Below are 24,452 nucleotides of genomic sequence, written 5' to 3'. Positions count from 1 at the left end.
AACCAGAAGGAGGATTGCCATGATCGACACCAAGGTCCACACCGCAGGCGGCGCCATCCTGGGCCGCGTCATCCGCCGCCGCGCGCTCTGCTGCGGCGCCGCCGCGCTGCTGCTGGCCGCCCTGCCGGCCGGAGCGGCCCAGGATGGACGCGCGGGCGCCCAGGCCACTCCGGCGGCGGGTCAGGACGGGACGACCGAGGCCCAGCGCAAGGACGCCGCCGGCCGCCGCCTCGACGACGCCGCCGCCGTCGTGCGCACCATGTCGGCCACCCCGGCCCTGGCGGAACTGCTGCGCATGGCGCGCGGCGTCTACATCGTTCCGCTCTACGGCCGCGCCGCGCTCGGCGTCGGCGCCGCGGGCGGCTCCGGCGTGCTGCTGACCCGCCATGCCGACAGCCACTGGGGCAACCCCGCTTTCTTCACCATCGGCGGGCTCAGCGTGGGCCTGCAGGCCGGCGTCGAGAGCGGCCCCATCGCGCTGCTGCTGATGAACCAGAAGGCGGTGGAGCACTTCCGCAAGCGCAACAACTTCTCGCTGAGCGCCGACGCCGGCCTGACCGTGGTCAACTTCGCGCGCATGAAGCAGGGTTCGACCGCCGGCGACGTGGTCGCCTGGTCGGGCGCCAAGGGCCTGTTCGGCAACGCCGCGACCGTCGCGCTGAACGACATCCGCTACAACGAACGCCTGACCCATGCCCATTACGGCAAGCCGGTCACGGCCCAGCAGGCGATCGACAGCAGCGCGCCCGACCCGCGCGCCGAGGCGCTGCGCGCGGCGCTCGGCGCCGGCGCCGGCGGTTCCACCACGGCCAGCGACTGAGCGCCCGGCGCACCCTCTCAGCGCGGCCGCAAGGCCGCGCCGAAGCGCGCCAGCGCCAGCGCGAACAGGACGGCGCCGATGCCCAGCAGGGCCAGGCAGGGCCGCCACACCGCGTCCAGGCCGGCGCCGCGGAACAGGATCGCCTGGCTCAGTGCGACGAAATGGGTGGTCGGCGCCAGCAGCATCGCCTCGCGCAGCAGCGGCGGAATGCTTTCGCGCGGGGTGGTGGCGCCGGACAGCATCTCGAGCGGCAGCAGCGCCAGGATCACCAGCAGGCCGAACTGGGGCATGCCGCGCGCCAGCGCCGCCATCAGGATGCCGAGCGAGGTGGTGGCGAACAGGTGCAGGGCGGCCCCGAACAGGAACAGCGGCACCGAGCCGGCGACCCCGACCTGCAGCAGGCCGCGCAGCACCACCAGCAGCGCCACCGCGGTGGCCAGCAGCACCACCGCCGCCATCGACCACAGCTTGGCCAGCAGGATCTCGGCCGGCCGCACCGGCATCGCCAGCAGGTGCTCCACGGTGCCGTGCTCGCGCTCGCGGATCAGGGCGGCGCCGCTCAGGATCACCGACAGCATGGTCACGTGGTTGATCATTTCCATCAGGCCGCCGAACCAGGACGGCGCCAGCGCCGGGTTGAAGCGCGCCCGCAGCGCCAGCTCCACCGGCGGCGCCGGCTGCGCCCGCACGCCGCGCACGAAGGCGTCCACCTCGCCCAGCGCGATGCGCTCGACGTAGCCGCTGCCGGAAAATGCCTGGCTCATGCGGGTGGCGTCGACGTTCAGCTGCAGCGCCGGCGCCTGGCCGGCCAGCACCCGGCGCTGGAAGCCGGCCGGGATCACCAGCACGAAGGTGGAACGGCCGCGGTCCAGGCGCGGGTCGAGCTGGTCCAGCGGCACGGCTTCGGGCGGCACGAACTGCGGCGCCAGGAAGGCCTGGCGGATGCGCAGCGACAGCGGCGACGCGTCTTCGTCGACGATGGCCAGCGCGGCGCGGCTCAGCGTGTCCGGCTGCGAGGTGGCGGCGATGTAGACCCCGGCGGTGAAGCTGTACACAATCAGCACCAGCAGCACCGGATCGCGCGCCAGGCTCCACCATTCCTTGACGCCGAGGCGCCAGACCTTGCGCCAGGACGGTCCCACGGCTAGCGCTCCTGGCGCGGCAGCGCCGCGATCGCCAGGCCCAGGATCACGGGGATCGCCGCCAGCAGGGCCAGGAATTCACCGCCCAGGTCGGCGAAGCCGAGCGCCTTGGCGAACACGCCGCGGCTGGCGGTCAGCATGTGCGAGACCGGATAGGCGGCGCCGATGAGCCGGCCGGCGCCCTCGAGCGAGGCCACCGGGTTGATCAGGCCGGCGAACTGGATGGCCGGCAGCATGGTGCCGATCATGGTGAGGAAGATCGCCGCGATCTGGCTGCGCGTGAAGGCCGAGGCCAGCAGGCCGATGCCGGTCGAGCTGACGCAGAACAGGAAGGCGGCCGTCGCCAGCGCCGCCACGCTGCCCTTGAGCGGCACCCCGAGCAGCAGCACCGCCAGCAGGGTCATCAGCAGGAAATTCAGCATGGCCAGCAGCACATACGGCGCCGCCTTGCCGAGCAAGAATTCGCTGCGCCGCAGCGGCGTCACGTAGAGGTTGACGATCGACCCCATTTCCTTTTCGCGCACCACCGCCAGCGCCGCCTGCATCGCCGGCAGGTTCAGCAGCAGCAGCGCGATGATGGCCGGCACCATGGCCGGCATGCTGCGCACGTCGGGGTTGTAGCGAAAGCGCGTCTCGACCCTGGCCGCGTCCGCCGGCGGGCCGGCCGCGCCCGCCACGCGTGCGCGCAGCCAGTGCGCGTGCACGCCCTGCACATAGCCTTGCGCGGTCTCTGCGCGGAACGGGTTGGCGCCGTCGATCCAGGCGCCGATCCGGGCCGGGCGGCCGCGCTCGAGCGCGCGCGCGAAGCCGGACGGGATCTCGATCGCCAGCGCCAGCTCGCCGGAGCGCATGCGCCGGTCGAGCTCGGCGTAGCCGGCCAGCGGCGCCCGCTCGCTGAAGTAGCGCGAGCCGGCCAGGTTGAGCGCATAGTCGCGGCTGAGGGCCGTGCCGTCGCGGTCCAGCACGGCGTACGGCAGGTCCTCGACGTCCATGTTCAGGCCGTAGCCGATGACGATCATCAGGAGCAGCGAGCCGAGCGTGGCCAGCAGGGCCCGCACCGGGTCGCGCGCCAGCTCCAGTGTCTCGCGCCAGCTGCAGGCGGCGGCGCGGCGCAGCCAGGCCCCGCCCGCGCGCCGCGGCGGCGCCTGGGCCGGCGGCAGCACGGGCGGCGCCCCGCCCGCCTCGGGATCGGCCTCGCGCAGCCAGGCCACGAAGGCGTCTTCCAGGCTGGCCGCCCCGCGCGCGCGCCGCAGCTCGGCCGGCGTGCCGCAGGCCAGCACCCGGCCGCCATGCATCAGCGCCACCCGGTCGCAGCGCTCGGCCTCGTTCATGAAATGGGTCGAGATGAAGATCGTGACCCCGCCGCCGCGCGACAGGGCCAGCATCTCGTCCCAGAAGCCGTCGCGCGCCAGCGGATCGACGCCCGAGGTCGGCTCATCCAGGATCAGCAGCTCCGGCGCGTGCACCAGCGCGACCGCCAGCGACAGGCGCTGGCGCATCCCCAGCGGCAGCGCGTCCGGCATCGCGTCCAGCAGCGGCGCCAGGCCGAAGCGCTGCGCCAGCGCCATGCAGCGGGCGCGGCCGGCGGCATCGGGCAGGTCGAACAGGCGCGCATGCAGCAGCAGGTTCTGGCGCACGCTCAGTTCGCGGTACAGCGAGAAGCCCTGCGACATGTAGCCGACCCGGCGCCGCGCCGGCAGGTCGTGGCGGCGCAGCGGCTGTCCCAGCACCCAGGCCTCGCCGCCGCTCGGCGCCAGCAGGCCGGTCAGCATCTTCATGGTGGTGCTCTTGCCGCAGCCGTTGGAACCGATGAAGCCGAAGATCTCGCCGCGCGCGATGCGAAAGCTGACGTCGCGCACCGCGACGAAGGCGCCGTAGCGGCGCCACAGGCCGCGCGCCTCGACCACCGGCGCGGCGCCGGCATCCGGCGCCGGTCGCGGTCCCGGCGCCGGCCGCGACGGCGGCGGCCGTCCCGCGCCCGGCAACAGGGCCACGAAGGCCTGCTCCAGGCTGGCGCAGCCGGTGCGCGCAAGCAGCGCCGCCGGCGCGCCCTCGGCCAGCACCCGCCCGCCGTGCAGCGCCACCAGCCAGTCCATCCGGCCGGCCTCTTCCATGTAGGCGGTGGCCACGAGCACCGACAGGCCCGGGCGCGCCGCGCGGATCGCCGCCACCAGCTCCCAGAACTGGACCCGCGCCAGCGGATCGACCCCGGTGGTGGGCTCGTCCAGGATCAGGAGGTCCGGCTCGTGCACCAGGGCGCAGCACACGCCCAGCTTCTGCTTCATCCCGCCCGACAGCGCGCCGGCCGCCCGTCCGAGGAAGGGCAGCAAGCCGGTGCTGCGGGCGAGCAGCGCGATGCGGCCGCGCGCCGCGTCCTGGTCCAGGCCGAACAGGCGCGCGAAGAACGCCAGGTTTTCCGCGACCGTCAGCGCGGGATAGAGATTGCGTCCGAGGCCCTGCGGCATGTAGGCGATGCGCGGGCTGACGCGGGTGCGGAAAGCCGCGCTGCGCATGTCCCCGCCCAGCACCTCGACCCGGCCCTGGCGCACGCGGCGCGCCCCCGCCAGCACCGCGAGCAGGCTCGACTTGCCGACCCCGTCCGGCCCGATCAGTCCGGTCATGGCGCCCGCCGGCAGCACCAGGTCGACGCCGTCGAGCGCGACGGCGTGCCGGTAGCGCAGGCGCAGTCCGGCGACCCGCGCCACCGCCGCCTGCGACGGCATGCCTTCGCTCATGCGCCGCTCCGCAGCGCCAGCGCCGGCGGCCAGGGCGCATCGCGGTCCACGCGCAGCCAGGCCACGCCCGGCACCCCGGCCTTGACGTAGCCGGCGTAGCGCTGCAGCACGGCGCGGTCGACCTGGGCCTTGACGCGGAACATCAGCTTCTCGCGCTCGCTCGCCGTTTCCACCGACTTCGGCGTGAACTGGGCCGCGCTGGCGACATAGGTGACCCGCGCCGGCACGATGAAGCCGGGAGCGGCGTCGAGCTGCAGCCGCACCTCGGCGCCGAGGGGAATCCGGCCGGCCGCCGCCTCCGGCACGAAGAAACTCATGAACACGTCGCCCAGGTCGATCAGGTTGAGCACCGTGGCGCCGCCGGCCAGCACTTCGCCCGGCTCGGCGACGCGGTACTGGACCCGGCCGGCGCGCGGCGCGGTGAGCGCCAGGTCGCGCAGGTCGGCGTCGATGCGGGCGGTCGCCGCCGCCGCCACCGCCACATTGGAGCGCGCCTCGACCACCTGGGCCGCGGCCGCGGCGCCGGCCGCCGCCGCCGCTTCGCGCTGGGCGCGCGCCGCGGCCAGCGCGGCCTCGGCCCCGCGCACCCGGGCCGTGTCGTCGTCCAGTTCCTGCGCCGCCACGGCGCCCGCCGCCGCCAGCGCGCCGGAGCGGCGCAGGCGGCGCTCGGCCGCATCGAGCTCGCTGCGGCGCTGGACCACCGTGGCCGCCAGCGCCGCCTCGTCGCTGCGCCGCATCGCCCGGCCCGCCTCGGCCTGGGCCACCGCATCGCGCGCCTGGCGCTCGCGCGCCCGCGCCTCGCCGCGCTGGGCCAGCAGCGGCAGCGAATCCATGCGCGCCAGCAACTGCCCCGCCACCACGGTGTCGCCCTCCTCGACCAGCACCGCAGCCAGGCGTCCCGGCAGGCGGGTGGCCACGTCGACCTCGACCGCCTCGATGCGGCCGTTGCCGCTGACGAAGCCCGGCGGCGCGCCGGCGCCGCCGCCGGCCCGCCATGGCCCCGCCAGCACGCCGATCGCCGCCAGCGCGGCCAGCACCAACAGCGCGGCGGCGAGGCGCCGGCCGGACAGCGCGCCGAAACGCAGGCCGGGCCCCGCCTCGCCGCCCCAGAATTTGATCTTGGTCAAACCATCCATCATGGGTAGCCCCAATGCTGTCGATTCAGCGATTGCCGGAGGGTGTCATGTTCCTTGAAAGAGTCTGTATCGCCACCGATGGTTCCGACCTCGCGGTGCGCGCGGCCCAGATGGGCGTGGTGCTCGCCCGCGGCGGCGCCGGCCGCATCGTCGCCGTCGCCGTCGCCCAGCCGCGGTTCTCCATGCCGGAGGCGGCCGGCGGCGCCCTCGCGGCCGGTTCCGCCGCGGTGGACGCCGCAGCGGACGAAGCGAGCCTCGCGCGCCGCGAATTCGAACGCGTCCGCCGCGCCGCGCGCGCCCACCTCGACACCGTCGACCGCATCGCCCGTGCCGGCGGCGTCGCCTGCGACGGGGTCGCGCCGCTGGCTTCCAGTCCGGGCCCCGAGATCCTGCGGGTGGCCCAGGCCCACGGCTGCGACCTGATCGTGATGGGCGCCCACGGCCCGAACGACGCCAACCGCTCCTTCGCCGGCAGCGTCGCGCAGTACGTGCTGGCCAATTCGCCGATCCCGGTGCTGCTGCTGCGCGATCCGCGCGAGGCCGCCCCGCCCGACTTCGCCGAGCCTGCCGCGTGATGGCGGGACGGACCTCACGGCACGATCGCCACCTTCAGCACGCCGTCGCGCTGGGCCGCGAACAGCGCGTAGGCTTCCTCGATCCGGTCGAGCGGGAAGCGGTGCGTCACCAGGGGCCGCAGATCGACCCGGCCGGACGCCACGATGTCCATCAGGCGCCGCATCCGGTGCTTGCCGCCGGGGCACAGCGTGGTGACGATCCGGTGGTCGCCCAGGCCGGCCGCGAACGCGTCCACCGGCAGGCTGAGCTTGCCCGAGTACACGCCCAGGCTCGACAGCGTGCCGCCGGGGCGCAGGGCGCGCAGACAGTTCTCGAAGGTGGGCTGGGTGCCGAGCGCCTCGATCGTCACGTCGGCGCCCTGGCCGCCGGTGAGCGCCAGAATCGCCTCGACCGGGTCGTCGCGGGTATGGTCGACCACGTGGTCGGCCCCCAGGCGCCGCGCCATCTCCAGGCGCTCGGGCACGCTGTCGACCGCGATGATGCGGCTGGCCCCGCGCAGGCGCGCGCCGGCGGTCGCGCACAGGCCGATCGGCCCCTGCGCGAACACCGCCACGGTGTCGCCGATGCGGATCGCGCCGTTCTCGGCGCCGCCGAAGCCGGTGCTCATGATGTCGGGACACATCAGCACCTGCTCGTCGCTCAGTCCGTCCGGCACCGGCGCCAGGTTGGCCATCGCGAACGGCACCCGCACGTACTCGGCCTGGCAGCCGTCGATCGTATTGCCGAAGCGCCAGCCGCCGATCGCATGGCCGCCGCACTGCGACTGGTGGCCCTCGAGGCAGGGATGGCACTGCCCGCAGGGCGTGATGGCGCCGACCACCACGCGCTGTCCGAGCCGGTAGCCGTCCACCCCGGGGCCGAGCTCGGCGATCGTGCCGACCGGCTCGTGGCCGACGATCAGGCCGGGCGCGACCGGGTACTCGCCCTTCAGGATATGCACGTCGGTGCCGCAGATGGTGGTCATGGAGACCTTGATCACCGCCTCGCCCGGCCCGGCGCGCGGCACCGGCCTGCGCTCCAGCACGATCCGTCCCGCTTCCTTGAATACCGCCGCCTTCATCGTGTCCATCCTTGCCTCCTTTTCTCACGGGGCGTCAGCGCGCCATCAGCAGCGGCAGGGTCGCGTCCTGCAGCAGCCTGCGCGTGACCCCGCCCAGGAACAGTTCGCGGAATTGCGAGTGGCCGTAGCAGCCCATCACCAGCAGGTCGTAGTTCTCGCGCCGCGCGAGGTCGAGCAGCGCGCGCCCGCCGTCGACGTTGCGGTGCAGGACCAGCAGTTCGGCCTGCACCTCGTGGCGCGCCAGGAAAGCGGCCAGGTCGGCCTGCTGCTGCGGCTCGTCGAGTTCTCCCGCGCCCTGCGGAAGGAAGGCCGCCACCGTCACCCGCACCGCACGCCGCATCACTGGCAGCGCGGCCAGCAGCGCGCCGGCCGCTTCCTTGCCGCCGTTCCAGGCGGCCAGCACGTGGCGTCCCATGCCGTGCAGGACCGGCGCGCACGGGACCACCAGCACCGGGCGGGCGCTGGTGAAGGCCACGTACTCGGGGATGCGGCCGATGGTGTCCTTCAGGGCCTCGTTCGGATCGTCCTGGCCGACCACCACCAGGTCGGCGAAGCGGCCGATGCGCGCCAGCGCCTCGCTGGCCAGGTCGCACACCAGCCGCTTCTCGAACGACACCCCGGCCCCGAGCGCCAGTTCGCCGAACACCTCCAGCGCGCGCGCCGCCGCGTCGTGCAGGGGCTGGAAATAGCTCGCCTCCAGCGTGCCGGGTGCGGCCTGGTAGCCGTGCGGGAACACCTCGCGTGAGACGCCGGTGACCGCCACCCCGACCAGGTGCGCCTCGTGCTCGGCGGCCAGGCGCGCGGCCAGGCGGATGCGCTGGGGCGCATGGCGCGATTCGTCCACGTGCACGACGATGGTGCGGTAGCTCATGGCGTTCCTCGTATCGACGATGGCGGCAAGGGGCGTTGGATGGCGGGCTAGGTGCGGCGCGGCGCCGGCGCCGTCCGGGAGGCGCGGGCATGGCGCGCCAGCGGGCCCGGCGCGCGGGCGTGGCGCAGCGCGTGCACCGTGCGGCGCGCCTGCGCCAGTACGCGCAGCGAGCAGAAGCGGTGCAGCGACAGCAGGCAGGGCAGCGCGTCCACGACCTCGCGTCCGACGCCGAGCTCGCCCGACTCGACGCGCGCGGCGGCGTGGTGCAGGGCGCTGAGCAGCTGCGCGTTGTCGCGCCGCTGCTCGCGCACGCCGGGAAAGCCGATCGCTTCCATCTGGATTTCCTCGGCCCGGAACGCCGCTTCGACGGCCGCGACCAGGTGGCCGAAGAGGTTGGCGAAGGCGGCGTCCGGCGCGCGGCCGGCGGCGCGCACCCGGACCAGCAGGCGGTTGCGGGCGCGCGCCATCGCCCGCACCACGGTGTGCGGGCCCTGGCCGGGCAGGGGCGGAGAAATCATGGCGATACCTCGTGTGGATGAAAGCTGCGACCGAGCTGGCAGTCTCCGTGCTCTCCGGGTCCATGCGTTTGACCCAGATCAAATCCTCAGGATTCGCCGCGTGTCTTTTCGCCTGGAAATAGCGCAACAGAAGTACGAGGGTTTCGGCGAGCGATTTGACCTGAGTCAAACAAACGGCGGACCCGCTTCGCTAGGCTGGTCCGGACTCTCCCACTAGCAGCCCGGCCATGAGCATCCGCAACCTGCAGCACCTGTTCGCCCCCGCCTCGGTCGCCGTGATCGGCGCCTCGGACCGCCCCGGCAGCGTCGGCGCCACCGTCTGGCGCAACCTGGCGGCCGGCGGCTTCGCGGGCCCGCTGTGGCCGGTCAACCGGCGCCACGCCCGGGTCGGCGGCCAGGCGGCCTGGCCGAGCGTGGCCGCGCTGCCCGGCGTGCCGGAGCTGGCGGTGATCTGCACCCCGGCCGCCGGCGTGCCCGGCCTGGTGCATGAACTGGGCGCGGCCGGCTGCCGCGCCGCCGTCGTGCTGAGCGCGGGGCTCGGCGCCCCCGATCCGGACGGCCCTCCCGGCGCCACCCTGCGCCAGGCCATGCTGGAGGCGGCCCGGCCCTGGCTGCTGCGCATCCTGGGACCCAACTGCGTCGGCCTGCTGGTCCCCGGCATCGGCCTGAACGCCAGCTTCGCGCCGGGCGCCGCCCTGCCCGGCCGGCTCGCCTTCGTCGCCCAGTCCGGCGCCCTGGTCACCGCCGTGCTCGACTGGGCGGCGGCGCGCCGCATCGGCTTTTCCTGCTTCGTCTCGCTGGGCGACGGCAGCGACGTCGACTTCGGCGACCTGCTCGACTGGCTGGCCGCCGATCCCGGCACCGACGCCATCCTGCTGTACGCCGAGAGCGTGCGCCAGGCGCGCAAGTTCATGAGCGCGGCGCGCGGCGCGGCGCGCGCCAAGCCGACCCTGGTCGTCAAGGCCGGCCGCGGCGCCGAGGCGGCGCGCGCGGCCTTCAGCCACACCGGCGCGCTGGCCGGATCCGACCTGGTCTACGACGCTGCCATCCGCCGCGCCGGCATGCTGCGCGTCGGCACCACCGGCGAATTGTTCGATGCGGTGGCGATGCTGGCGCGGGTGCGCCCGCCGCGCGGCGAGCGCCTGGCCATCCTGACCAACGGCGGCGGTCCGGGCGTGATGGCGCTCGACGCCCTGCACGACGCCGGCGGCGTCGCCGCCCGGCTCGGCGCCGGGACGCTGGCGCGCCTGGACGCGGTGCTGCCGCCACTGTGGCCGCGCGCCAATCCGGTCGACATCATCGGCGACGCCCCTGCCGCGCGCTACCGCGACGCCCTCGCGCTGCTGCTCGACGGCCCCGAATGCGATGCCGTGCTGCTGATCCACGCGCCCACGGCGCTGGTGCCTTCCGCCGAGATCGCGGCCGCCCTGCTGCCCCTGCTCGGGCAGGCCGGACGGCCGGTGCTGTGCTGCTGGCTCGGCGGACCCAGCGTGGCCGAGGCGCGCCGCCTGTGCATCGAGGCGGGCGTGCCGGTGTTCGACACGCCCGAGGAAGCGGTCAAGGGCTTCCAGCAACTGGTCGATTACCGGCGCAACGCAGCCCAGCTGCTGCAGGCGCCCGGGCCGGCCGAGCTGCCGGCGCCGGACCGCCAGGCGGCGCGCAGCCGCATCGACGCGATGCTCGCCGCCGGCCGCCTGGAAGGCGGCGACCTCGACGCCAAGGCGCTGCTGGCCGCCTACGGCGTCCCGGTGCTGGCCACCGAGGCGATCCCGGACCGCGCCGGCGCCTTGGCGGCGGCGCGCCGCATCGGCTACCCGGTGGCGCTCAAGATCCTCTCGCCCGACATCCCGCACAAGACCGAGGTCGGCGGCGTGGCGCTCGACCTGGCCGGCGACGCTGCCCTCGCCGCGGCGCTCGACGCCATGGAGGCGCGGGTGCGCGCCCTGCGCCCGCAGGCGCGCCTGCAGGGCTACACGGTGCAGGCCATGGCGCGCCGGCCGCAAGCGCTGGAACTGATCGTCGGTCTCACGGTCGATCCGGTGTTCGGCCCGGTCGTGCTGTTCGGCCAGGGCGGCATCGCGGTCGAGCTCAGCGCCGACCAGGCGGTCGCCCTGCCGCCGCTGAACCGGCTGCTGGCCGCGGAACTGATCGGGCGCACCCGGGTCGCGCGCCTGCTGCAGGGTTACCGCGGCCTGCCGCCGGCCGACCTGGACGCCCTCGCGGACGTGCTGGTCCGGGTCGGCCGCATGGCGGCCGAATTGCCGGAGCTGGTGGAACTCGACATCAATCCGCTGCTGGCCGATGCGACCGGGGTACTGGCGCTGGACGCCCGCCTGCGCCTGGCGCCCGTGCCCGCCGGCCAGGACGCCGCCGCGCGCCTCGCCATCCTGCCCTACCCGGCCGAACTGGAGCGCCGCGCCGACAGCGCGCTCGGCCCCTTGACCATCCGCCCGATTCGTCCCGAGGACGCCCAGGCCCATATCGCCTTCTTCCGCGCGCTCACGCCGGAAGACGTGCACATGCGCATGTTCGGCATGATGCGCGAACTGACGCCGCAGCAGCTGGCGCGCTTCACCCAGATCGACTACGCGCGCGAGATGGCCTTCATCGCCACCCGCCCCGTCCAGGACGGCGCAGCGGCGGACGGCGCCGAGACCCTGGGCGTGGCGCGCGTGGTGCTCGATCCCGACGGCGAGCGCGGCGAGTTCGCCGTGACGGTGCGCTCCGACCTCAAGGGCCGCGGCCTGGGGCGGCTCCTGATGGAGCGCCTGCTCGACTACTGCGCGGAGCGCGGCGTCGCCGTGGTGGAGGGCGCCGCCCTGCCGGAAAACACCCGCATGCACGCCCTCGCGGCCACCCTCGGCTTCGCGCTGGACAGGGGGGCGGACGGCGTGCTGCGCATGCGGCGCCGGTTCAGGCAAGAGGCGGCATGAGCACCATGGGCAAGCGCATCCTGATCATCCAGGGCCATCCGGACGGCGCCCACCGGCACCTGTGCCACGCGCTGGCCGCGGCCTATGCGGACGGCGCCCGGGCGGCCGGCCACAGCGTCGAGACGGTCGACGCCGGCCGGCTGCACTTCCCGCTGGTGAGCGATCCGCGCCGCTGGCTGGACGATCCGGCGCCGGAAGCCTTGCAGCCGGCGCAGCAGGCGATCGCGCACGCCGAGCACATCGTGCTGGTGTTTCCACTGTGGCTGGGCGACATGCCGGCGCAGCTGAAAGGCTTCCTCGAGCAGGTGCTGCGGCCCGGCTTCGCGCTGGCGCGCGCACCCGCCAACCCCATGCGGGCCGGCCTGCTGGGCGGGCGCAGCGCGCGCATCGTCGTCACCATGGGCATGCCGGCCTCCTTCTACCGCTGGTTCTACCGCGCCCACGGCCTGCGCCTCCTGCGCCGCAACATCCTGGCCTTCGTCGGCATCAGGCCGGTGGCCGCGACGGTGGTCGGCGAGGCGGGCGCCATGCCGACGGACCGGGTGGCGCGCTGGTGCGCACGCCTGAGCCGCCTGGGAGCGCGCGCCGCCTGAGCCCGGGCCTAGCGGCGCCGCGCGGCCAGCCGCTTGCGCAATTCCAGACCGCCCAGCGCCAGCACGGCCGTGGCGAGGGCGGCGCCCAGCGCGGCCGGCGGCGGCGGCGCCAGCAGCAGCACCCGCGCCGCCGCCGGCGCCCAGATGCCCACCCCGAGCAGGGCGACGGCGGCGGCCGCGATCGCCCAGAACACCGGGTTGGCGGCGCGCAGCGTGCGCCGCAGTCCCTCGCGCTGGCGGTTCGACAGCAGCAGCGCCAGGTTGCACAGCACCAGCGCGGCGAAGGCGGCGGCGCGCGCCTGCGGCGGCGCCAGCCAGGACAGGGCCCAGCCGTACAGCGCAGCCACCAGCGCCAGCACCCAGCCGCCCTGCAGCAGCGCGCCGAGGAAGGCGGCGCGGTCGAACAGCGCTGCGCCGGGGGCGCGCGGCGGGCGCCGCATCTGGTCCGGCTCGGCCGGCTCGTTCTCGAAGGCGAGCGAACAGGCCGGATCGATCACCAGTTCGAGGAACACGATATGCAGCGGATACAGCATCACCGGCCAGCCCAGCAGGACCGGCGCCAGCGCCATGCCGGCGATCGGCACGTGCATCGCGATCACGTAGCGCATCGACTTGCGCATATTGGCGAAGATGCGCCGCCCCGCCGCGATCGCCTCGACCAGCGCGGCGAAGCGGTCGTCGAGCAGGGTCAGCTCGGCCGCCTCGCGCGCGACGTCGGCGCCGCGCAGTCCCATCGCGACCCCGACGTCGGCGGCGCGCAGGGCCGGGGCGTCGTTGACGCCATCGCCGGTCATGGCCACCACCGCACCGCCGCGCTGCAGGGCCTGGACGATGCGCAGCTTCTGCTGCGGGGCGATGCGCGCGCACACGTCAACCGCGGCCAGCCGCCGCGCCAGCGCGGCGTCGTCCAGCGCCGCGATCGCCGCGCCGCCCAGCAGCTCGGGATCGCCGCGCGCCAGCCCGGCCTGGCGCGCAATCGCGCGCGCGGTTTCCGGATGGTCGCCGGTGATCATCAGCACGCGCAGTCCGGCCGCGCGGCAGGCCGCCACCGCCTCGGGAATGTCGGGCCGCAGCGGATCGGCCAGCGCGACCAGGCCGAGCAGCTCGGGCTGGAAGCCGTCCGGCTCGTCCGGCCAGGGTCCGGCCATCGGCGGCAGCCGTCTGCGCGCCACCGCGAGCACGCGCAGGCCGTCGGCCGCCATCTTTTCCGCGGCAAGCAGCGCCTGCTGTCCCGGTCCCGATGCGCACATCGCCGCCACCGTCTCGGGCGCACCCTTGATCGCCACCAGCAGCATGCCGTCGGCGTCGCCCCAGACCTGGGCCAGGGCCGGGCGCTGCGGGGTCAGGCCGTATTCGTGCAGCAGACGCCATCCCGGCGCCGGCGCGCCGCCCATGCGCCAGAGCGCCGCCTCCATCGGATCGCTGCCTGGCGGACGGCTGGCGTACAGCGCGCAGTCCAGCACTGCGCGCTGCGCCGGCGCCGGCGCCGTCCCGGACGCGGTTTCGTACACCGCGCCATCGCGCCACAGGCGCGCCACCGCCATCCGGTTCTCGGTCAGGGTGCCGGTCTTGTCGACGCACAGCACCGAGGTCGAGCCCAGGATCTCGATCGCCGCCAGGCGCCGCGTCAGCACCCGGCTGCGCGCCAGGCGCCAGGCGCCGAGCGCCGGGAACACGGTGAGGATGACAGGAAACTCTTCCGGCAGCATCGACATCGCCAGCGCGATCCCCGCCAGCAGCGCCGGCAGCGGCGCGCTGCCGCGGCTGATGAGCAGGACCACCAGCAGCACGCTGACGATGCCGCCCAGGATGGCGAAACGACGCGCCAGCGCGGCCGTTTCACACTGCAAGCGCCCCCTCGGCGGGGCGATGCTCCCGAGCGCGGCGCCGATGCGGCCGATCTCGCTGCGCGCGCCGGTGGCGGCGACCCGCGCCAGGCCGTGGCCCTGCACCACCAGGGTGCCGGCGTACACCCAGGGCAGGCCGGTTCCGCCCGGGGCGCTCGGCGCAGCGCCGCCCGGCGCGGCCTGCTTGGCGACCGGCGCCGATTCGCCGGTCAGCAGCGACTCGTCCACCAGCAGGCCGGCGGCCGCCAGCAGCAGGCCGTCGGCCGGCACCCGGTCGCCCTCGCCCAGCTCGACCAGGTCGCCTTCGACCAGCGCGCCGGCCGCCAGGCGCGCCAGGCGCCCGTCGCGCCACACGAGGGCGGTCGGCGCACCGAGCGCACGCAGGGCCTGCAGCGCGCGCTCGGTGCGGCCTTCCTGGAACAGCGTCAGGCACAGCATCAGCAGCACCATGGCGGACAGGAAGGCGCCCTCGAGCGGCTCGCCGAGCGCCAGGTAGACCGCGGCGGCGCCGAGCAGCAGCAGGTACATCGGTTCGCGCGCGGCGTCCAGCGCGATCCGGCGCCAGCGCCGGCCGCCGCTGTCGGGCAGGCTGTTGGGGCCGTCGCGCGCCAGGCGCCGGGCGGCCTCGGCGCTGTCCAGTCCCTGCGGCGGCGCCCCTGGCGCGTCCTGCTTCATGGCTGCGGCGCGCCCGGCGCTTGATCGGGACCCGCCTTTGCCGGATACTGGATGGCGCGGCCGCCACGGCCGCGACGGGGGCTTCCATGCACATCCTGACGCTCGACGGGCCCGAACCCCGCTGCCACGACTGCCCGGTGCGCGCCGCCTGCCTGGCGCCGCAAGCCGGCCTGTGCGGCTGCCGCCGGAGCCTGGACTGCGACCGCCCGCTGTTCGGCCGCGGCCAGCCCTTCGCCTTCCTGTACACCGTGCGCAGCGGCCGCCTGAAACTCTGGCGGCCGGATCATCGCGGCCGGCCGCTGGTGACCACGTTTCCCGCCGCGGGCGACCTGCTGGGCCTGGACGCCATCGGCGCCGGGCGCCACGCCTGCAGCGCGGTGGCGCTCGAACCGAGCGAGGTGTGCGAGATTCCCTATGCCGGCCTGCAGGCCGCCCTGCCCGGCGCGCCGCGCCTGATGCGGCGCTTCCACGCCGCGCTGAGCGAAGAAATCGTGCGCGAGCAGGCCGTGCTGCTGCAAGCCGGGCGGCCGGCCGGCGCCCGCCTGGCCGGCCTGCTGCTGGACTTGTCGGCACGCCAGGCCGCCGGCGGCGGGGACGCCGACCGCCTGCGCCTGCCGATGTCGCGCGCCGATATCGGCAACCACCTCGGCCTGACCATCGAGAGCGTCAGCCGCCAGCTGGGGCGGATGCGCACGGCCGGCTGGATCGCCGTGGACGGGCGCGACCTGACCCTGCTGCGGCGCGACCGCCTGCAAGCGCTGCTGGCGCCGGGCGGAGAGCTTCATTCGTCCGCCTGACGCCCGGCCAGCTCGATGCGGTCGCGGCCGTTCGACTTGGCGCGGTAGAGGGCGCCGTCGGCGGCCGCCATCAGCGCCGTGAAGTCGGCATGCGCGCTCCCCAGCGCCGCCACGCCGAGGCTGGCGGTGCAGCGCACGACGCCGCCGGGCGCATCGAGCCGGATGGCGGCGACCGCCACCCGCATGCGTTCGGCGCAGGCCAGCGCCTCCGCCTCGCCGGTCTCGGGCATCACGCACACGAATTCCTCGCCCCCGACGCGTCCCAGGTAGTCGCTGGCGCGCAGCTGGGCGGCGCAGGCCCGGCTGACCGCGCACAGCAGGCGGTCGCCGACCGCGTGGCCCCAGCTGTCGTTGACGCGCTTGAAGTAGTCGATGTCGAGCATAGCGATCGCCAGCGGACGGCCGTAGCGGCGCGCCGCGGCGAGGTCGTGCCCGGCCAGCTCCATCAGGTAGCCGCGCGCCAGCACGCCGCTCAGGCTGTCATGGCGCGCCGTCCAGGCCAGGACGCGCTCGGCCAGGAAGTCGGCGCGCAGCAGGCGCCGCTGGAACACGGCGACCGCGGCCACCAGGCACAGCACCACGCCGTACACCAGCACGCAGGTGGCGAATACGGGCGGCGCCATCACCTGCGCGGCGAGCAGCAGGAACAGCAGCGAGGGCGGCAGCACCAGGACGGCCAGGCGCGCGGGACGCGGCTCGACCAGGGCCAGCGGAAACATCGCGCCGGTGATCGCGGGCATCGCCAGCACCATCCCGCCCGGCAACAGGGCGGAACTGACGACCATCGCGCTCGCGTGCGTGATGTAGACCAGGGCGCAGCGCCAGGCGACCGGAAAGCGGCCGCCCCAGGAAACATAGCCGGCGGCGCCCAGCAGAACCAGCCCCAGCCGCACCACCAGCGTGCCGGCGGCAACAACGGGGTCGACCCAGTAATCCCAGGCGCTGAACAGCAGCACCCCGATGCCGAACACCAGCCCGAGCGCGGGCAAGGCGTCGGACAGCGAGCGGTCGAGGGCCGCGTCGAACTCGCCCTGCGCTTCCGGGTCGAGCCCGTCCGTGCTGCGCTCGGCCAGGAAGCCGCGGCGCCAACCGGCGCCGGCGCCCCTGCCCGCGTTGGCGACGCCGGGAGCATGCTCCGGCCAGTCGTGGTGCGCCGCCATGCGCAGAGCCGCCGATCCCTTGCCGAAGCGCACCTGTCGGTCCGGTCAGGCGGCGCCGCCCGCCGGCTGGCTGGCGGGACGCGTTTCACGCTGCGGCAATGGCGGACGCAGCACCATGACCGGCGCCGGCGCATAGGCCAGCACGCCCTGGGTGACGCTGCCGGCCAGCAGGCGGCTCAGGCCGCGCCGCCCGTGCGAGCCCATGACGATCAGGTCGCAGCCGTGCTCGCGCGCGGCGTCGGCGATCGCCGCCACCGGGTCGAGCGCGCAGCTGGCCACCGTGGTGCACGGGACGCCGGCCGTGCGCGCACGCGTGGCGACCGCGCCCGCATACTCTTGCGCCTGCCTGAGCAGCTGCTCGGCCTGCAGGCGCGGGTCCCAGGCCACAGCGCCCTCGAAAGCCTGGAAGACGGGCTCGGTGACGGCCACCGACAGGGCGACGATGTCGCTGCCGCAGGCGCGCGCGAAGTCGATCGCCGCATCGGCGGCCTGGATGGCCACCGGCGACCCGTCGGTCGGGACCAGGATGTGCCGGTACATGGCCGCCCCTAGCGGTGCACCAGCACCGGGATCGCGCTGTGCACCAGCACCTTCTGGGTCTCGCTGCCCAGCAGCAGGCCCTTGATGCCGCGCCGGCCGTGCGAGGCCATCACGATCAGGTCGCACAGCTTGTCGCGCGCGGCCGCGATGATCGCCTCATAGGGCTCGTCGGACACCCGCTGCACGGTGCTGCAGGGAACGCCGGCGTCGCGCGCCACCGCCGCCGCCTCGTCCAGCAGGCGCTGCCCGGCCGCGCGGCTGGCCGCCAGGTATTCGTCGCGGGTCTGCTCCAGCATCTCGGCATTCGCGCTCAGGACATGGAATTCCGGGGTCGCCGTCATGGCGACCACCTCCGCTCCCACGTCGCGGGCGAACTCGACGCCCGAGCGGATGGCGCGCCGGGACGCCTCGGAACCGTCGGTCGGCAGCAGGATGCGCTTGTACATGGCGAACCTCCAGGAAAGGGAAGCCGGCGGCGCCGGCGTGGCGTTGATGGATATTCGATTGCTTGCCCCTCAGTCTGTTCACCCCACAAAGCGTGTTGTTTGACCGAGATCAAAAACTTCAACATCGGTGCGGAGCGCGCCGCATCCGGCGGCTCAAGCCGGCGCCAGGTCGTCGCCGAAGCAGACGCCCAGCTCGCGCGCCGTACGGATGGTGTCGCCCTCCAGGGGAACGCGGCGGTTGCGGCCCGCCACCGCGGCCAGCGGCACGGCGCCGATGTCCTGCCCGGCGAGCGCCACCATCACCCCCGACTCGCCGCGCGCCAGCGCCCGCACGGCGGCGGCGCCGAAGCGGGCGGCCGTGACGCGGTCGAAGGCGGAGGGACTGCCGCCGCGCAGCAGGTGGCCCAGCGCGACGCTGCGGCACTCCTGGCCGAGGCGTCCGGCCAGCCTGGCTTCGACCCAGGCGCCGATCCCGCCCAGGCGCTCGGCATGTCCGGCGCCTGCCGCCGCCCGCAGGACTTCCTCGCCGCCGCGCGGGCGCGCGCCTTCCGCCGCCACCACGATGGCGTGCCCGCGCCCGGCCGCGTGGCGCCGCGCCACGCAGCCGGCGATGGCGTCGATGTCGAACGCAATTTCAGGCAGCAAAATCGCGTGGGCGCCGCCGGCCAGGCCGGCATGCAGGGCGATCCAGCCGCCGTAACGTCCCATCGTCTCGACCACCATGACCCGGTGCTGGCTGTCGGCGGTGGCGTGCAGGCGGTCGATGCAGGCGGTGGCGAAATTCACCGCCGTGTCGAAGCCGAAGGCCTGGACTGTGCCGTCGAGGTCGTTGTCGATGGTCTTGGGCACGCCGACCACCGGCAGTCCCCCCTCCTGCAGCCTGGCCGCGATCTCCATCGAGCTGTCGCCGCCGGCCAGCACCAGCGCGTCGAAGCCGCTGGCGCGGATCAGGGCCAGCAGCTCGCCGCTGCGGTCGCGCGCCGCCCCGCCTCCCGGCTCCGGATAGTGCAGCGGATTGCCGCGGCTGGTGCTGCCGATGACGGTGCCGCCCAGGTGGCCGATGCCGTGCACGGCTTCCGGCAGCAAACGCGTCACCGGCTCGCCAAGGCAGCTCGCGGGCGCAAGCAGGCCGTTGAAGCCGTCGCGGATGCCCCAGCATTCCCAGCCCAGGCGGCTGGCGGCGAGCACGACGGCGCGGATCACGGCGTTCAGGCCGGGGGCGTCGCCGCCGCCGGTGGCGATGGCGATGCGGCGGATGGGCGTGGGCATATGCGTCGCTCCGGTGTCGGCTGCGGCTATGGCGGCGCGGGCGCCGCGTCGTCGTCCCGGGCCGCCGGCACCAGCACCGCGGCCCCTTCGACGCGGCCGGCGCGCAAGGCGTCCAGCGCGGCGTTGGCCTGTTCCAGCGGGTAGGACGACACCGCGGTCCTGACCTCGCCATGGGCAATCTTGCGGAAGAACGCGGCGCCGTCCGCACGCCGCAGGTTGGCCACCGAGCGCAGGCAGCGCTCGCCCCACAGCAAGGCATAGGGAAAGGACGGGATGTCGCTCATGTGGATGCCGGCGCACACCACCACCCCGCCAGGACGGACGGCGGCCAGGGCCCGCGGGACCAGCTCCCCGGCCGGCGCGAACAGGATGGCGGCGTCGAGCGGCTCGGGCGGCCGGGCGCCGGCGTCGCCGGCCCAGCCGACCCCCAGAGCGCGCGCGAAGTCCTGGGCGCGGGTGTCGCCGGGCCGGGTGAAGGCGTACACCTTGCGGCCCTGGCGCAGCGCCAGCTGGGCCAGCAGGTGGGCGGCCGCGCCGAAGCCGTACAGGCCGAGGCGCTGCGCCGTTCCCGTCATGGCATAGGCGCGGTAACCGATCAGTCCGGCGCACAGCAGGGGCGCGGCATGCAGGTCGTCATAGGCGTCGGGCAGCGCCAGGCAGTAGCGCTCGTCCGCCAGCGTGTAGTCGGCGAAGCCTCCGTGGCGGTCGTAGCCGGTGAACACCGCATGTTCGCACAGGTTCTCGCGCCCGCCGCGGCAATGGCCGCAGGCGCCGCAGCTGCCCCCGAGCCAGGGCACGCCGACCCGCTGCCCCATGTCGAAGCGCGCAGCCAGCGGCCCGGCGCCGGCCACCCGGCCGACGATCTCGTGCCCGGGCACCAGGGGCAGCAGGTGCGGCGGCAGCTCGCCGTCGACGATGTGCAGGTCGGTCCGGCACACCGCGCAGGCGCCCACCCGGATCAGGATCTCGCGGCCCCGCGGCGCCGGCACGGGCAGGATCGCGCGCCGAAGGGGGCGCCCGGGTGCGTCCAGCAGCATCGCCGTCATCTGCGCGGCCACGGGTGCGCTCGATGGTGCGCCCGATTGCGCGCCCGTGTGTGCGCCCGTGTGCGCCGTCATTGGACCTCCCCGAGGATCGCGGCGGCGCGCGTGTCGCGCCACTCCGGGGCCGGCGCCGGCGGCCCGCTGTCGCCCAGCACCGTGCTCCAGGCGCGGACGATGCGCCGGTACTCGACCCCGGCGCGGCGGATCCGGCGCTCCAGGTCGAACAGCCCGTTGGCCACCACGTGGCCGCGCGCCTCGCGCAGGTCGATGTCCCAGTCGAACTGGTCGGTCAGGCTGTACCAGGTGAAGCCGATGATGGGGAAATCTTCCTGGCGCAGGCGCAGCACGTTGGCCCACTGGCGCTCGAGCCAGAAGGCGGCGTTCAAGCCCTGCATCTGGTTGGTCTCGGTGTGCATGATGGGCAGGCGGTAGCGCTCGTAGTACTGGCGCGTCAGGCCGTAGTAGCCGAGCACGTTCGATCCGCGCGTGCTGCCGTCGGCGAACACCACCGATTCGCCCGCCTCGTAGTAGTCGGTGCCCATGATGCAGGCGGGCCAGCACTGGCGGCGCAGGAAGAAGTCGAGCCGCGACTGCGGCATGCCGTTGCCGAGCAGGTAGTCGACCATGCGCGGCGACGGCCGGCGGCCATAGTTCAGGTCGAGCGAGAGGAAGCGCTGCTCGTTCAGGTAGTCGGCGTGTCCGACGGCGTCGGGGTCCCGGGGGTGGTAGTAGCGCGTCGCCTCGCTCTGCACGAACCAGGGATCGGCGGCGCGCAGGATCGCCTCGCTGGCGCGCACATTGGCTTCGACCAGGTTGCCCAGCGCCGTCACGAAGGCGCGGTCGCTGCGCAGGCGCTCGTTCCAGAAACCGCGCAGGGCGGAGTATTCGGCCGTCACCAGCATCTCGTTGACCGGCGTGTACAGCCAGATCCAGGGATAGCGCCGCGCGAACGCCTCCGCATACTCGGCGAAGTAGCGGGGAAACTCGGGGTTCTGGAAGTCGCCCAGCCAGTCGGGCAGGCCGAAGTGGCAGAGATCGGCGATCGGCACGATGCCCAGGCGGCGCAGTTCACCGAAGGCCGCATCGGCGAAGTCCCAGTCGTAGCGGCCGGGGCCGACGTGGGTCCGGTGGTAAGGCGTTCCGTAGCGCAGGCAGCGCAGGCCGAGTTCGTGCACGAGCCGGAAGTCTTCCCGCCAGCGCCGGTCATGGCCGCACGCAGCCATCTGGTCGACCCGGCAGGGCCGGCCGTCCGGGCCGGCGATGACGGGGGCGCTGTTCTCGATGCCGGTGCAGAACGAGAACGAGCGCAGCAAATTCTCGGGCGTCAGCGGCGGTAAGGCGCGGCCGGCGGGCGGCATCGGCGGCAGCGTCGTGGGCGGCGTCGTCATTGCCGGATATCCGAGCCGCGCCGGGCCTTGCGCTTACTGCACCGCGATCTGCTTGCGCGCCGTGCCGGGCTTCTTCGGCAGGGTCAGGTGGAGCACGCCGTCCTGGTACTTGGCCTCGGTCTTGCTGTCGTCCACTTCCTGGAGCAAGGTGAAGCTGCGGTACTGCGAACCGCTGTAGCGCTCGCTGTAGACCGTATCGCCGACGGTCTGCTCGTCCTGCCCCTGGGTCGTGGCGCTGATCGACACCATGGTGCCGTCGACCGCGATCTTGATGTCTTCTTTCTTGAATCCCGGCATGTCCGCCTTGACCAGGTAGGCCTGGTCGGTTTCCTGGACGTCGATGCGAATCTGGCGCTCCGCGTCGAAACCGCGCATGCCGCCGGCGATCGGGAAGTCGCGCATGAACTCCTCGATGGTGCGCAGGGGCGACAGGCGCATCGTGTCGCGGAAGGGGTCGAAGCGGGTCAGGTTGTTGGCCATGGTGTTCTCCTTGTCGGTTGTTGTATCGTGGACTCATGAAGGGACAGGCGGTGATCGGGAAGCGCTGTTTCCGCCATGTGTTTGACTATGTTAGGTGCGACCAACAAGCTCTATATGAGCCGTATCAATGTGTGCCGCTTGAAAAGCACGGCTTGCGTACTGTACGGGCACGCGGCGCAACGCCGCCACCACCGGCAGGCACGCCGCGCGCAGGTCCTGCGCCCCCGGCGCAGCACCGGTGTCGACCACGACGGCGTGCCGGCGCTCGCCCCGCGACAGCGGCTGCGCCGCCTGCAGCTGCCGCTCCAGCACCTCCGGACCGGCGTCCGACGCGTCGCCGCCCGCACGCCGGCGCGCCGCCACGCGCGCGCGCATGAGGTCCCGCCCGGCCTGGGCCACCACCAGCACGCAGGGCAGGCCGAGGTCGCGGGCGACGGCGCGCAGCCGGGGGCGCTGGACCGCCGCGAGGCAGGCGGCGTCGATCACGACCGGCCAGCCGGCGCCCGTCACGGCGCGCGCCAGCTCGCCCAGGCGCTCGTAGGTCCGCCGCGTCATGTCGTCGCCGTACAGGTCGACGCCGGCGGCCCGGTCCAGGCGCTTGCGTTCCACGTCGGAGCGCAGCTGCACCGCGCCGAGCAGCTCGACCAGCATGCGCGCCACCGTGGTCTTGCCGCTGCCCGCCGGACCGTACATGACGACCATGGCCGGGGCGCCGTAGCGGCTGGCATGGTGCGCGAATGCGAGGTAGGCACGGCCCGCGCGGCGGCAGGCCGCGCGCTCCGGCGCCGGCGTGCCCGGGGCGCCCGCGCGCAGCAGCATCACCCTGGCCCGCACCAGCGCCCGGTGCACGCGATAGTGGCGCAGCAGCGCCAGGCCGGCGTAGTCCCCGCCCTCTTCCAGGTAGCGGTTCAGCAGGCGCGCGGCGAGGTCGGGCCGGCCGCGGCAGGCCAGGTCCATGTGGACGAAGGCGAGATCGTCCATGACGTCGATCCAGCGCAGGCTGTCGTCGAACTCGATGCAGTCGAACGCCATCACCGTGCCGTCCCGTGTCAGGATATTGCCGCAATGCAGATCGCCGTGGCATTCGCGCACCATGCCGCCGCGCTTCCTGTCCGCCGCCAGCGCCGCCAGCGCCGGGCCCTGGCGCGCGGCCCAGGCGCGCAGGCCGGCGAGCACGCCGCGTCCCACGTCCCCGGGCGCCGCTCCTGCGAGCGCATCCAGGGTGGCGCCGAAGGTGTCCGCCACCTGCCGCGGCGTCCCCCAGGGGCTGTCCGGCGGCGCGCGCGCCGCGTCGCGGTGGAAGCGCGCCAGCAGCGCCGCCAGCCGGTCGACTTCGGTTCCCGTCAACAGGCCGCGGGCGATCCGGTACGACCACAGCGCCGACTGCGCGAACGCGCGCATCCGCACCGCATACTCGATCGGCGCTCCCGCCCCGTCGAGGCGGGGACGGGCCGGGTCGCCCGCGACGGCGCTGACGCCGAGGTAGAGGCCGGGCGCCAGGCGGCGGTTCAGCCGGCACTCGCGCTCGCACTGGCGGCGGCGCGCGGCCAGCGTGGCATAGTCGAGAAAGGGCAGGCGCAGCGCCTTCTTCAGCTTGTAGGCGTGCGCGCCGCACACCAGCACCCACGAGATGTGGGTCTCGAAATACTGCACCGGCGTCCCGCCGGCCGCCAACGCGCAGGCCAGGCGCCGGACCAGCGCCTGCTGCGCCGCCGGCGCATCGCCGGACGGCGGCAAGGGCGCGCCGCATGGGTTCGCCGGTACGGCAAGAGCGCGTTTCGATTCTTCGTCCACCCATCTTGGACCACGATCCCGCCGCTTGATTCCGTGACGCGCGCCGACCGCCGGCGCCATTGGGGCCGTCATGTCCAGGGCCGATTCGATTGTATGACGCGCGTCAAAGCATGCAGCATCGCCATGCACTTTTGGCGGAAAACGGATCGAATCATTTCAACATATCCCTTGTCTCATTAACATTTTTTTGAACAGGAGGCCCACATGAACAGGCTGGCGCTCGACATGCCCGTCGTCGGCGAATGCACCGTCGGCGATTGCGCATACAACGCACACCACAGCTGCCAGGCGCGCGCCATCACGGTCGGCGCCGGCATCCATCCCGGCTGCGACACCTTCCTCGCGGCGACGCCCCATTCCAGGGACGCGGGCCGCCATGCCGGCGTGGGCGCCTGCAAGGTCGCCGCCTGCGAGCACAACGAGGATTACGAATGCGGCGCGCAGCAGATCGCGGTCGGCCGCGACGGCGACGGCGCCTGCTGCCTGACCTTCCGGCGCCGCGCGCCGGTGCAGCCGGACAGCCGCGAGCGCAAGCGGGCGGCCGATTAGTCAAAGCCGCGGTATTTGATCTGGGTCAAGGACCGAGCGTGAGGCGCCGGCGTACCTTCGACCCGGTTCAATCCCCAATC

21 protein-coding genes are annotated in these 24,452 nt (G+C 74.1%); 6 read left to right on the top strand and 15 right to left on the bottom strand.

Annotated features, from left to right (window positions below; genetic code table 11):
• Positions 1–19 precede the first annotated feature (19 nt).
• A complete protein-coding gene (locus LQ564_RS07715) occupies positions 20–820 on the top strand; it encodes a lipid-binding SYLF domain-containing protein (RefSeq protein WP_231057530.1) in 801 nt (266 codons plus the stop codon).
• Between the two features lie 17 nt (positions 821–837).
• On the opposite strand, the gene LQ564_RS07710 is transcribed toward LQ564_RS07715, so the two are convergent.
• From LQ564_RS07710 to LQ564_RS07700, 3 genes are read right to left on the bottom strand one after another with little or no spacing between them, the layout of a single operon-like run.
• A complete protein-coding gene (locus LQ564_RS07710; protein WP_231057529.1) occupies positions 838–1,962 on the bottom strand; it encodes an ABC transporter permease in 1,125 nt (374 codons plus the stop codon).
• Between the two features lie 2 nt (positions 1,963–1,964).
• Positions 1,965–4,697: a ribosome-associated ATPase/putative transporter RbbA gene (gene rbbA, locus LQ564_RS07705; RefSeq protein WP_231057528.1), complete on the bottom strand. Its 2,733-nt coding sequence runs from the start codon at positions 4,695–4,697 to the stop codon at positions 1,965–1,967.
• Positions 4,694–5,836 carry an HlyD family secretion protein gene (locus LQ564_RS07700; RefSeq protein ID WP_231057527.1) on the bottom strand — a complete coding sequence of 381 codons (1,143 nt, stop codon included), beginning with the start codon at positions 5,834–5,836 and terminating at the stop codon, positions 4,694–4,696. The genes rbbA and LQ564_RS07700 overlap by 4 nt, the downstream gene beginning before the upstream one ends.
• A 44-nt stretch (positions 5,837–5,880) precedes the next feature.
• On the opposite strand from LQ564_RS07700, the gene LQ564_RS07695 reads away from it, so the two are divergent.
• On the top strand, positions 5,881–6,408 hold the full coding sequence (locus LQ564_RS07695; RefSeq protein ID WP_231057526.1) for a universal stress protein: 528 nt from the start codon (positions 5,881–5,883) through the stop codon (positions 6,406–6,408).
• A 14-nt stretch (positions 6,409–6,422) separates the two neighbouring features.
• Here the strand turns inward: LQ564_RS07695 and LQ564_RS07690 are convergent, their stop codons facing one another.
• Genes LQ564_RS07690 through LQ564_RS07680 form a run of 3 tightly spaced genes read right to left on the bottom strand, consistent with a single transcriptional unit; the run spans position 6,423 to position 8,858 of the window.
• Entirely contained in the window at positions 6,423–7,478 is a 1,056-nt protein-coding gene (locus tag LQ564_RS07690; protein ID WP_231057525.1) for an NAD(P)-dependent alcohol dehydrogenase, read from the bottom strand.
• 25 nt (positions 7,479–7,503) lie between these two features.
• A complete protein-coding gene (locus LQ564_RS07685; RefSeq protein WP_231057524.1) occupies positions 7,504–8,340 on the bottom strand; it encodes a universal stress protein in 837 nt (278 codons plus the stop codon).
• Positions 8,341–8,387: 47 nt separating this feature from the next.
• Positions 8,388–8,858 (bottom strand): hemerythrin domain-containing protein, encoded by a 471-nt coding sequence (locus LQ564_RS07680; RefSeq protein WP_231057523.1) that lies wholly within the window; start codon positions 8,856–8,858, stop codon positions 8,388–8,390.
• A 227-nt stretch (positions 8,859–9,085) separates the two neighbouring features.
• Between LQ564_RS07680 and LQ564_RS07675 the strand changes: the two genes are divergently transcribed.
• The gene (locus LQ564_RS07675) at positions 9,086–11,791 is read left to right on the top strand and encodes a bifunctional acetate--CoA ligase family protein/GNAT family N-acetyltransferase (protein ID WP_231057522.1); all 2,706 of its coding nucleotides are present in this window, start codon (positions 9,086–9,088) and stop codon (positions 11,789–11,791) included.
• Complete coding sequence (locus LQ564_RS07670) at positions 11,788–12,384, top strand: NAD(P)H-dependent oxidoreductase (RefSeq protein ID WP_231057521.1); 597 nt, start codon at positions 11,788–11,790, stop codon at positions 12,382–12,384. The genes LQ564_RS07675 and LQ564_RS07670 overlap by 4 nt, the downstream gene beginning before the upstream one ends.
• 8 nt (positions 12,385–12,392) lie before the next feature.
• On the opposite strand, the gene LQ564_RS07665 is transcribed toward LQ564_RS07670, so the two are convergent.
• Positions 12,393–14,906 (bottom strand): cation-translocating P-type ATPase, encoded by a 2,514-nt coding sequence (locus LQ564_RS07665; protein WP_231057520.1) that lies wholly within the window; start codon positions 14,904–14,906, stop codon positions 12,393–12,395.
• Positions 14,907–14,992: 86 nt separating this feature from the next.
• Here LQ564_RS07665 and LQ564_RS07660 point away from each other — a divergent pair, with 86 nt between their 5' ends.
• A complete protein-coding gene (locus tag LQ564_RS07660) occupies positions 14,993–15,703 on the top strand; it encodes a helix-turn-helix domain-containing protein (protein WP_231057519.1) in 711 nt (236 codons plus the stop codon).
• On the opposite strand, the gene LQ564_RS07655 is transcribed toward LQ564_RS07660, so the two are convergent.
• From LQ564_RS07655 to LQ564_RS07620, 8 genes are all read right to left on the bottom strand, one after another.
• Positions 15,688–16,863: a GGDEF domain-containing protein gene (locus LQ564_RS07655; protein ID WP_231057518.1), complete on the bottom strand. Its 1,176-nt coding sequence runs from the start codon at positions 16,861–16,863 to the stop codon at positions 15,688–15,690. The two genes, LQ564_RS07660 and LQ564_RS07655, sit on opposite strands and share 16 nt — an antisense overlap.
• A 45-nt stretch (positions 16,864–16,908) precedes the next feature.
• Positions 16,909–17,403: a universal stress protein gene (locus tag LQ564_RS07650; protein ID WP_231057517.1), complete on the bottom strand. Its 495-nt coding sequence runs from the start codon at positions 17,401–17,403 to the stop codon at positions 16,909–16,911.
• Positions 17,404–17,411: 8 nt separating this feature from the next.
• Positions 17,412–17,849 carry a universal stress protein gene (locus LQ564_RS07645; RefSeq protein ID WP_231057516.1) on the bottom strand — a complete coding sequence of 146 codons (438 nt, stop codon included), beginning with the start codon at positions 17,847–17,849 and terminating at the stop codon, positions 17,412–17,414.
• A 153-nt stretch (positions 17,850–18,002) separates the two neighbouring features.
• A complete protein-coding gene (locus LQ564_RS07640) occupies positions 18,003–19,118 on the bottom strand; it encodes a 6-phosphofructokinase (RefSeq protein WP_231057515.1) in 1,116 nt (371 codons plus the stop codon).
• A 26-nt stretch (positions 19,119–19,144) separates the two neighbouring features.
• Positions 19,145–20,164, bottom strand: coding sequence for a zinc-dependent alcohol dehydrogenase family protein (locus LQ564_RS07635; RefSeq protein ID WP_231058125.1), 1,020 nt, complete (start codon positions 20,162–20,164; stop codon positions 19,145–19,147).
• Between the two features lie 68 nt (positions 20,165–20,232).
• Complete coding sequence (locus LQ564_RS07630; protein WP_231057514.1) at positions 20,233–21,549, bottom strand: family 1 glycosylhydrolase; 1,317 nt, start codon at positions 21,547–21,549, stop codon at positions 20,233–20,235.
• A gap of 33 nt (positions 21,550–21,582) precedes the next feature.
• A complete protein-coding gene (locus LQ564_RS07625) occupies positions 21,583–22,029 on the bottom strand; it encodes an Hsp20/alpha crystallin family protein (RefSeq protein WP_231057513.1) in 447 nt (148 codons plus the stop codon).
• Positions 22,030–22,119: 90 nt separating this feature from the next.
• Positions 22,120–23,766: a bifunctional aminoglycoside phosphotransferase/ATP-binding protein gene (locus LQ564_RS07620; RefSeq protein WP_231057512.1), complete on the bottom strand. Its 1,647-nt coding sequence runs from the start codon at positions 23,764–23,766 to the stop codon at positions 22,120–22,122.
• Positions 23,767–24,027: 261 nt separating this feature from the next.
• Between LQ564_RS07620 and LQ564_RS07615 the strand changes: the two genes are divergently transcribed.
• The gene (locus LQ564_RS07615; protein ID WP_231057511.1) at positions 24,028–24,372 is read left to right on the top strand and encodes a DUF1540 domain-containing protein; all 345 of its coding nucleotides are present in this window, start codon (positions 24,028–24,030) and stop codon (positions 24,370–24,372) included.
• Positions 24,373–24,452: the final 80 nt, after the last annotated feature.

This window comes from Massilia phyllostachyos (assembly GCF_021044825.1).
GTDB lineage: Bacteria > Pseudomonadota > Gammaproteobacteria > Burkholderiales > Burkholderiaceae_D > Telluria > Telluria phyllostachyos.
The sequence above is the reverse complement of the archived record's forward strand: the minus strand, read 5'-3'. Positions and strand labels throughout refer to the sequence as shown.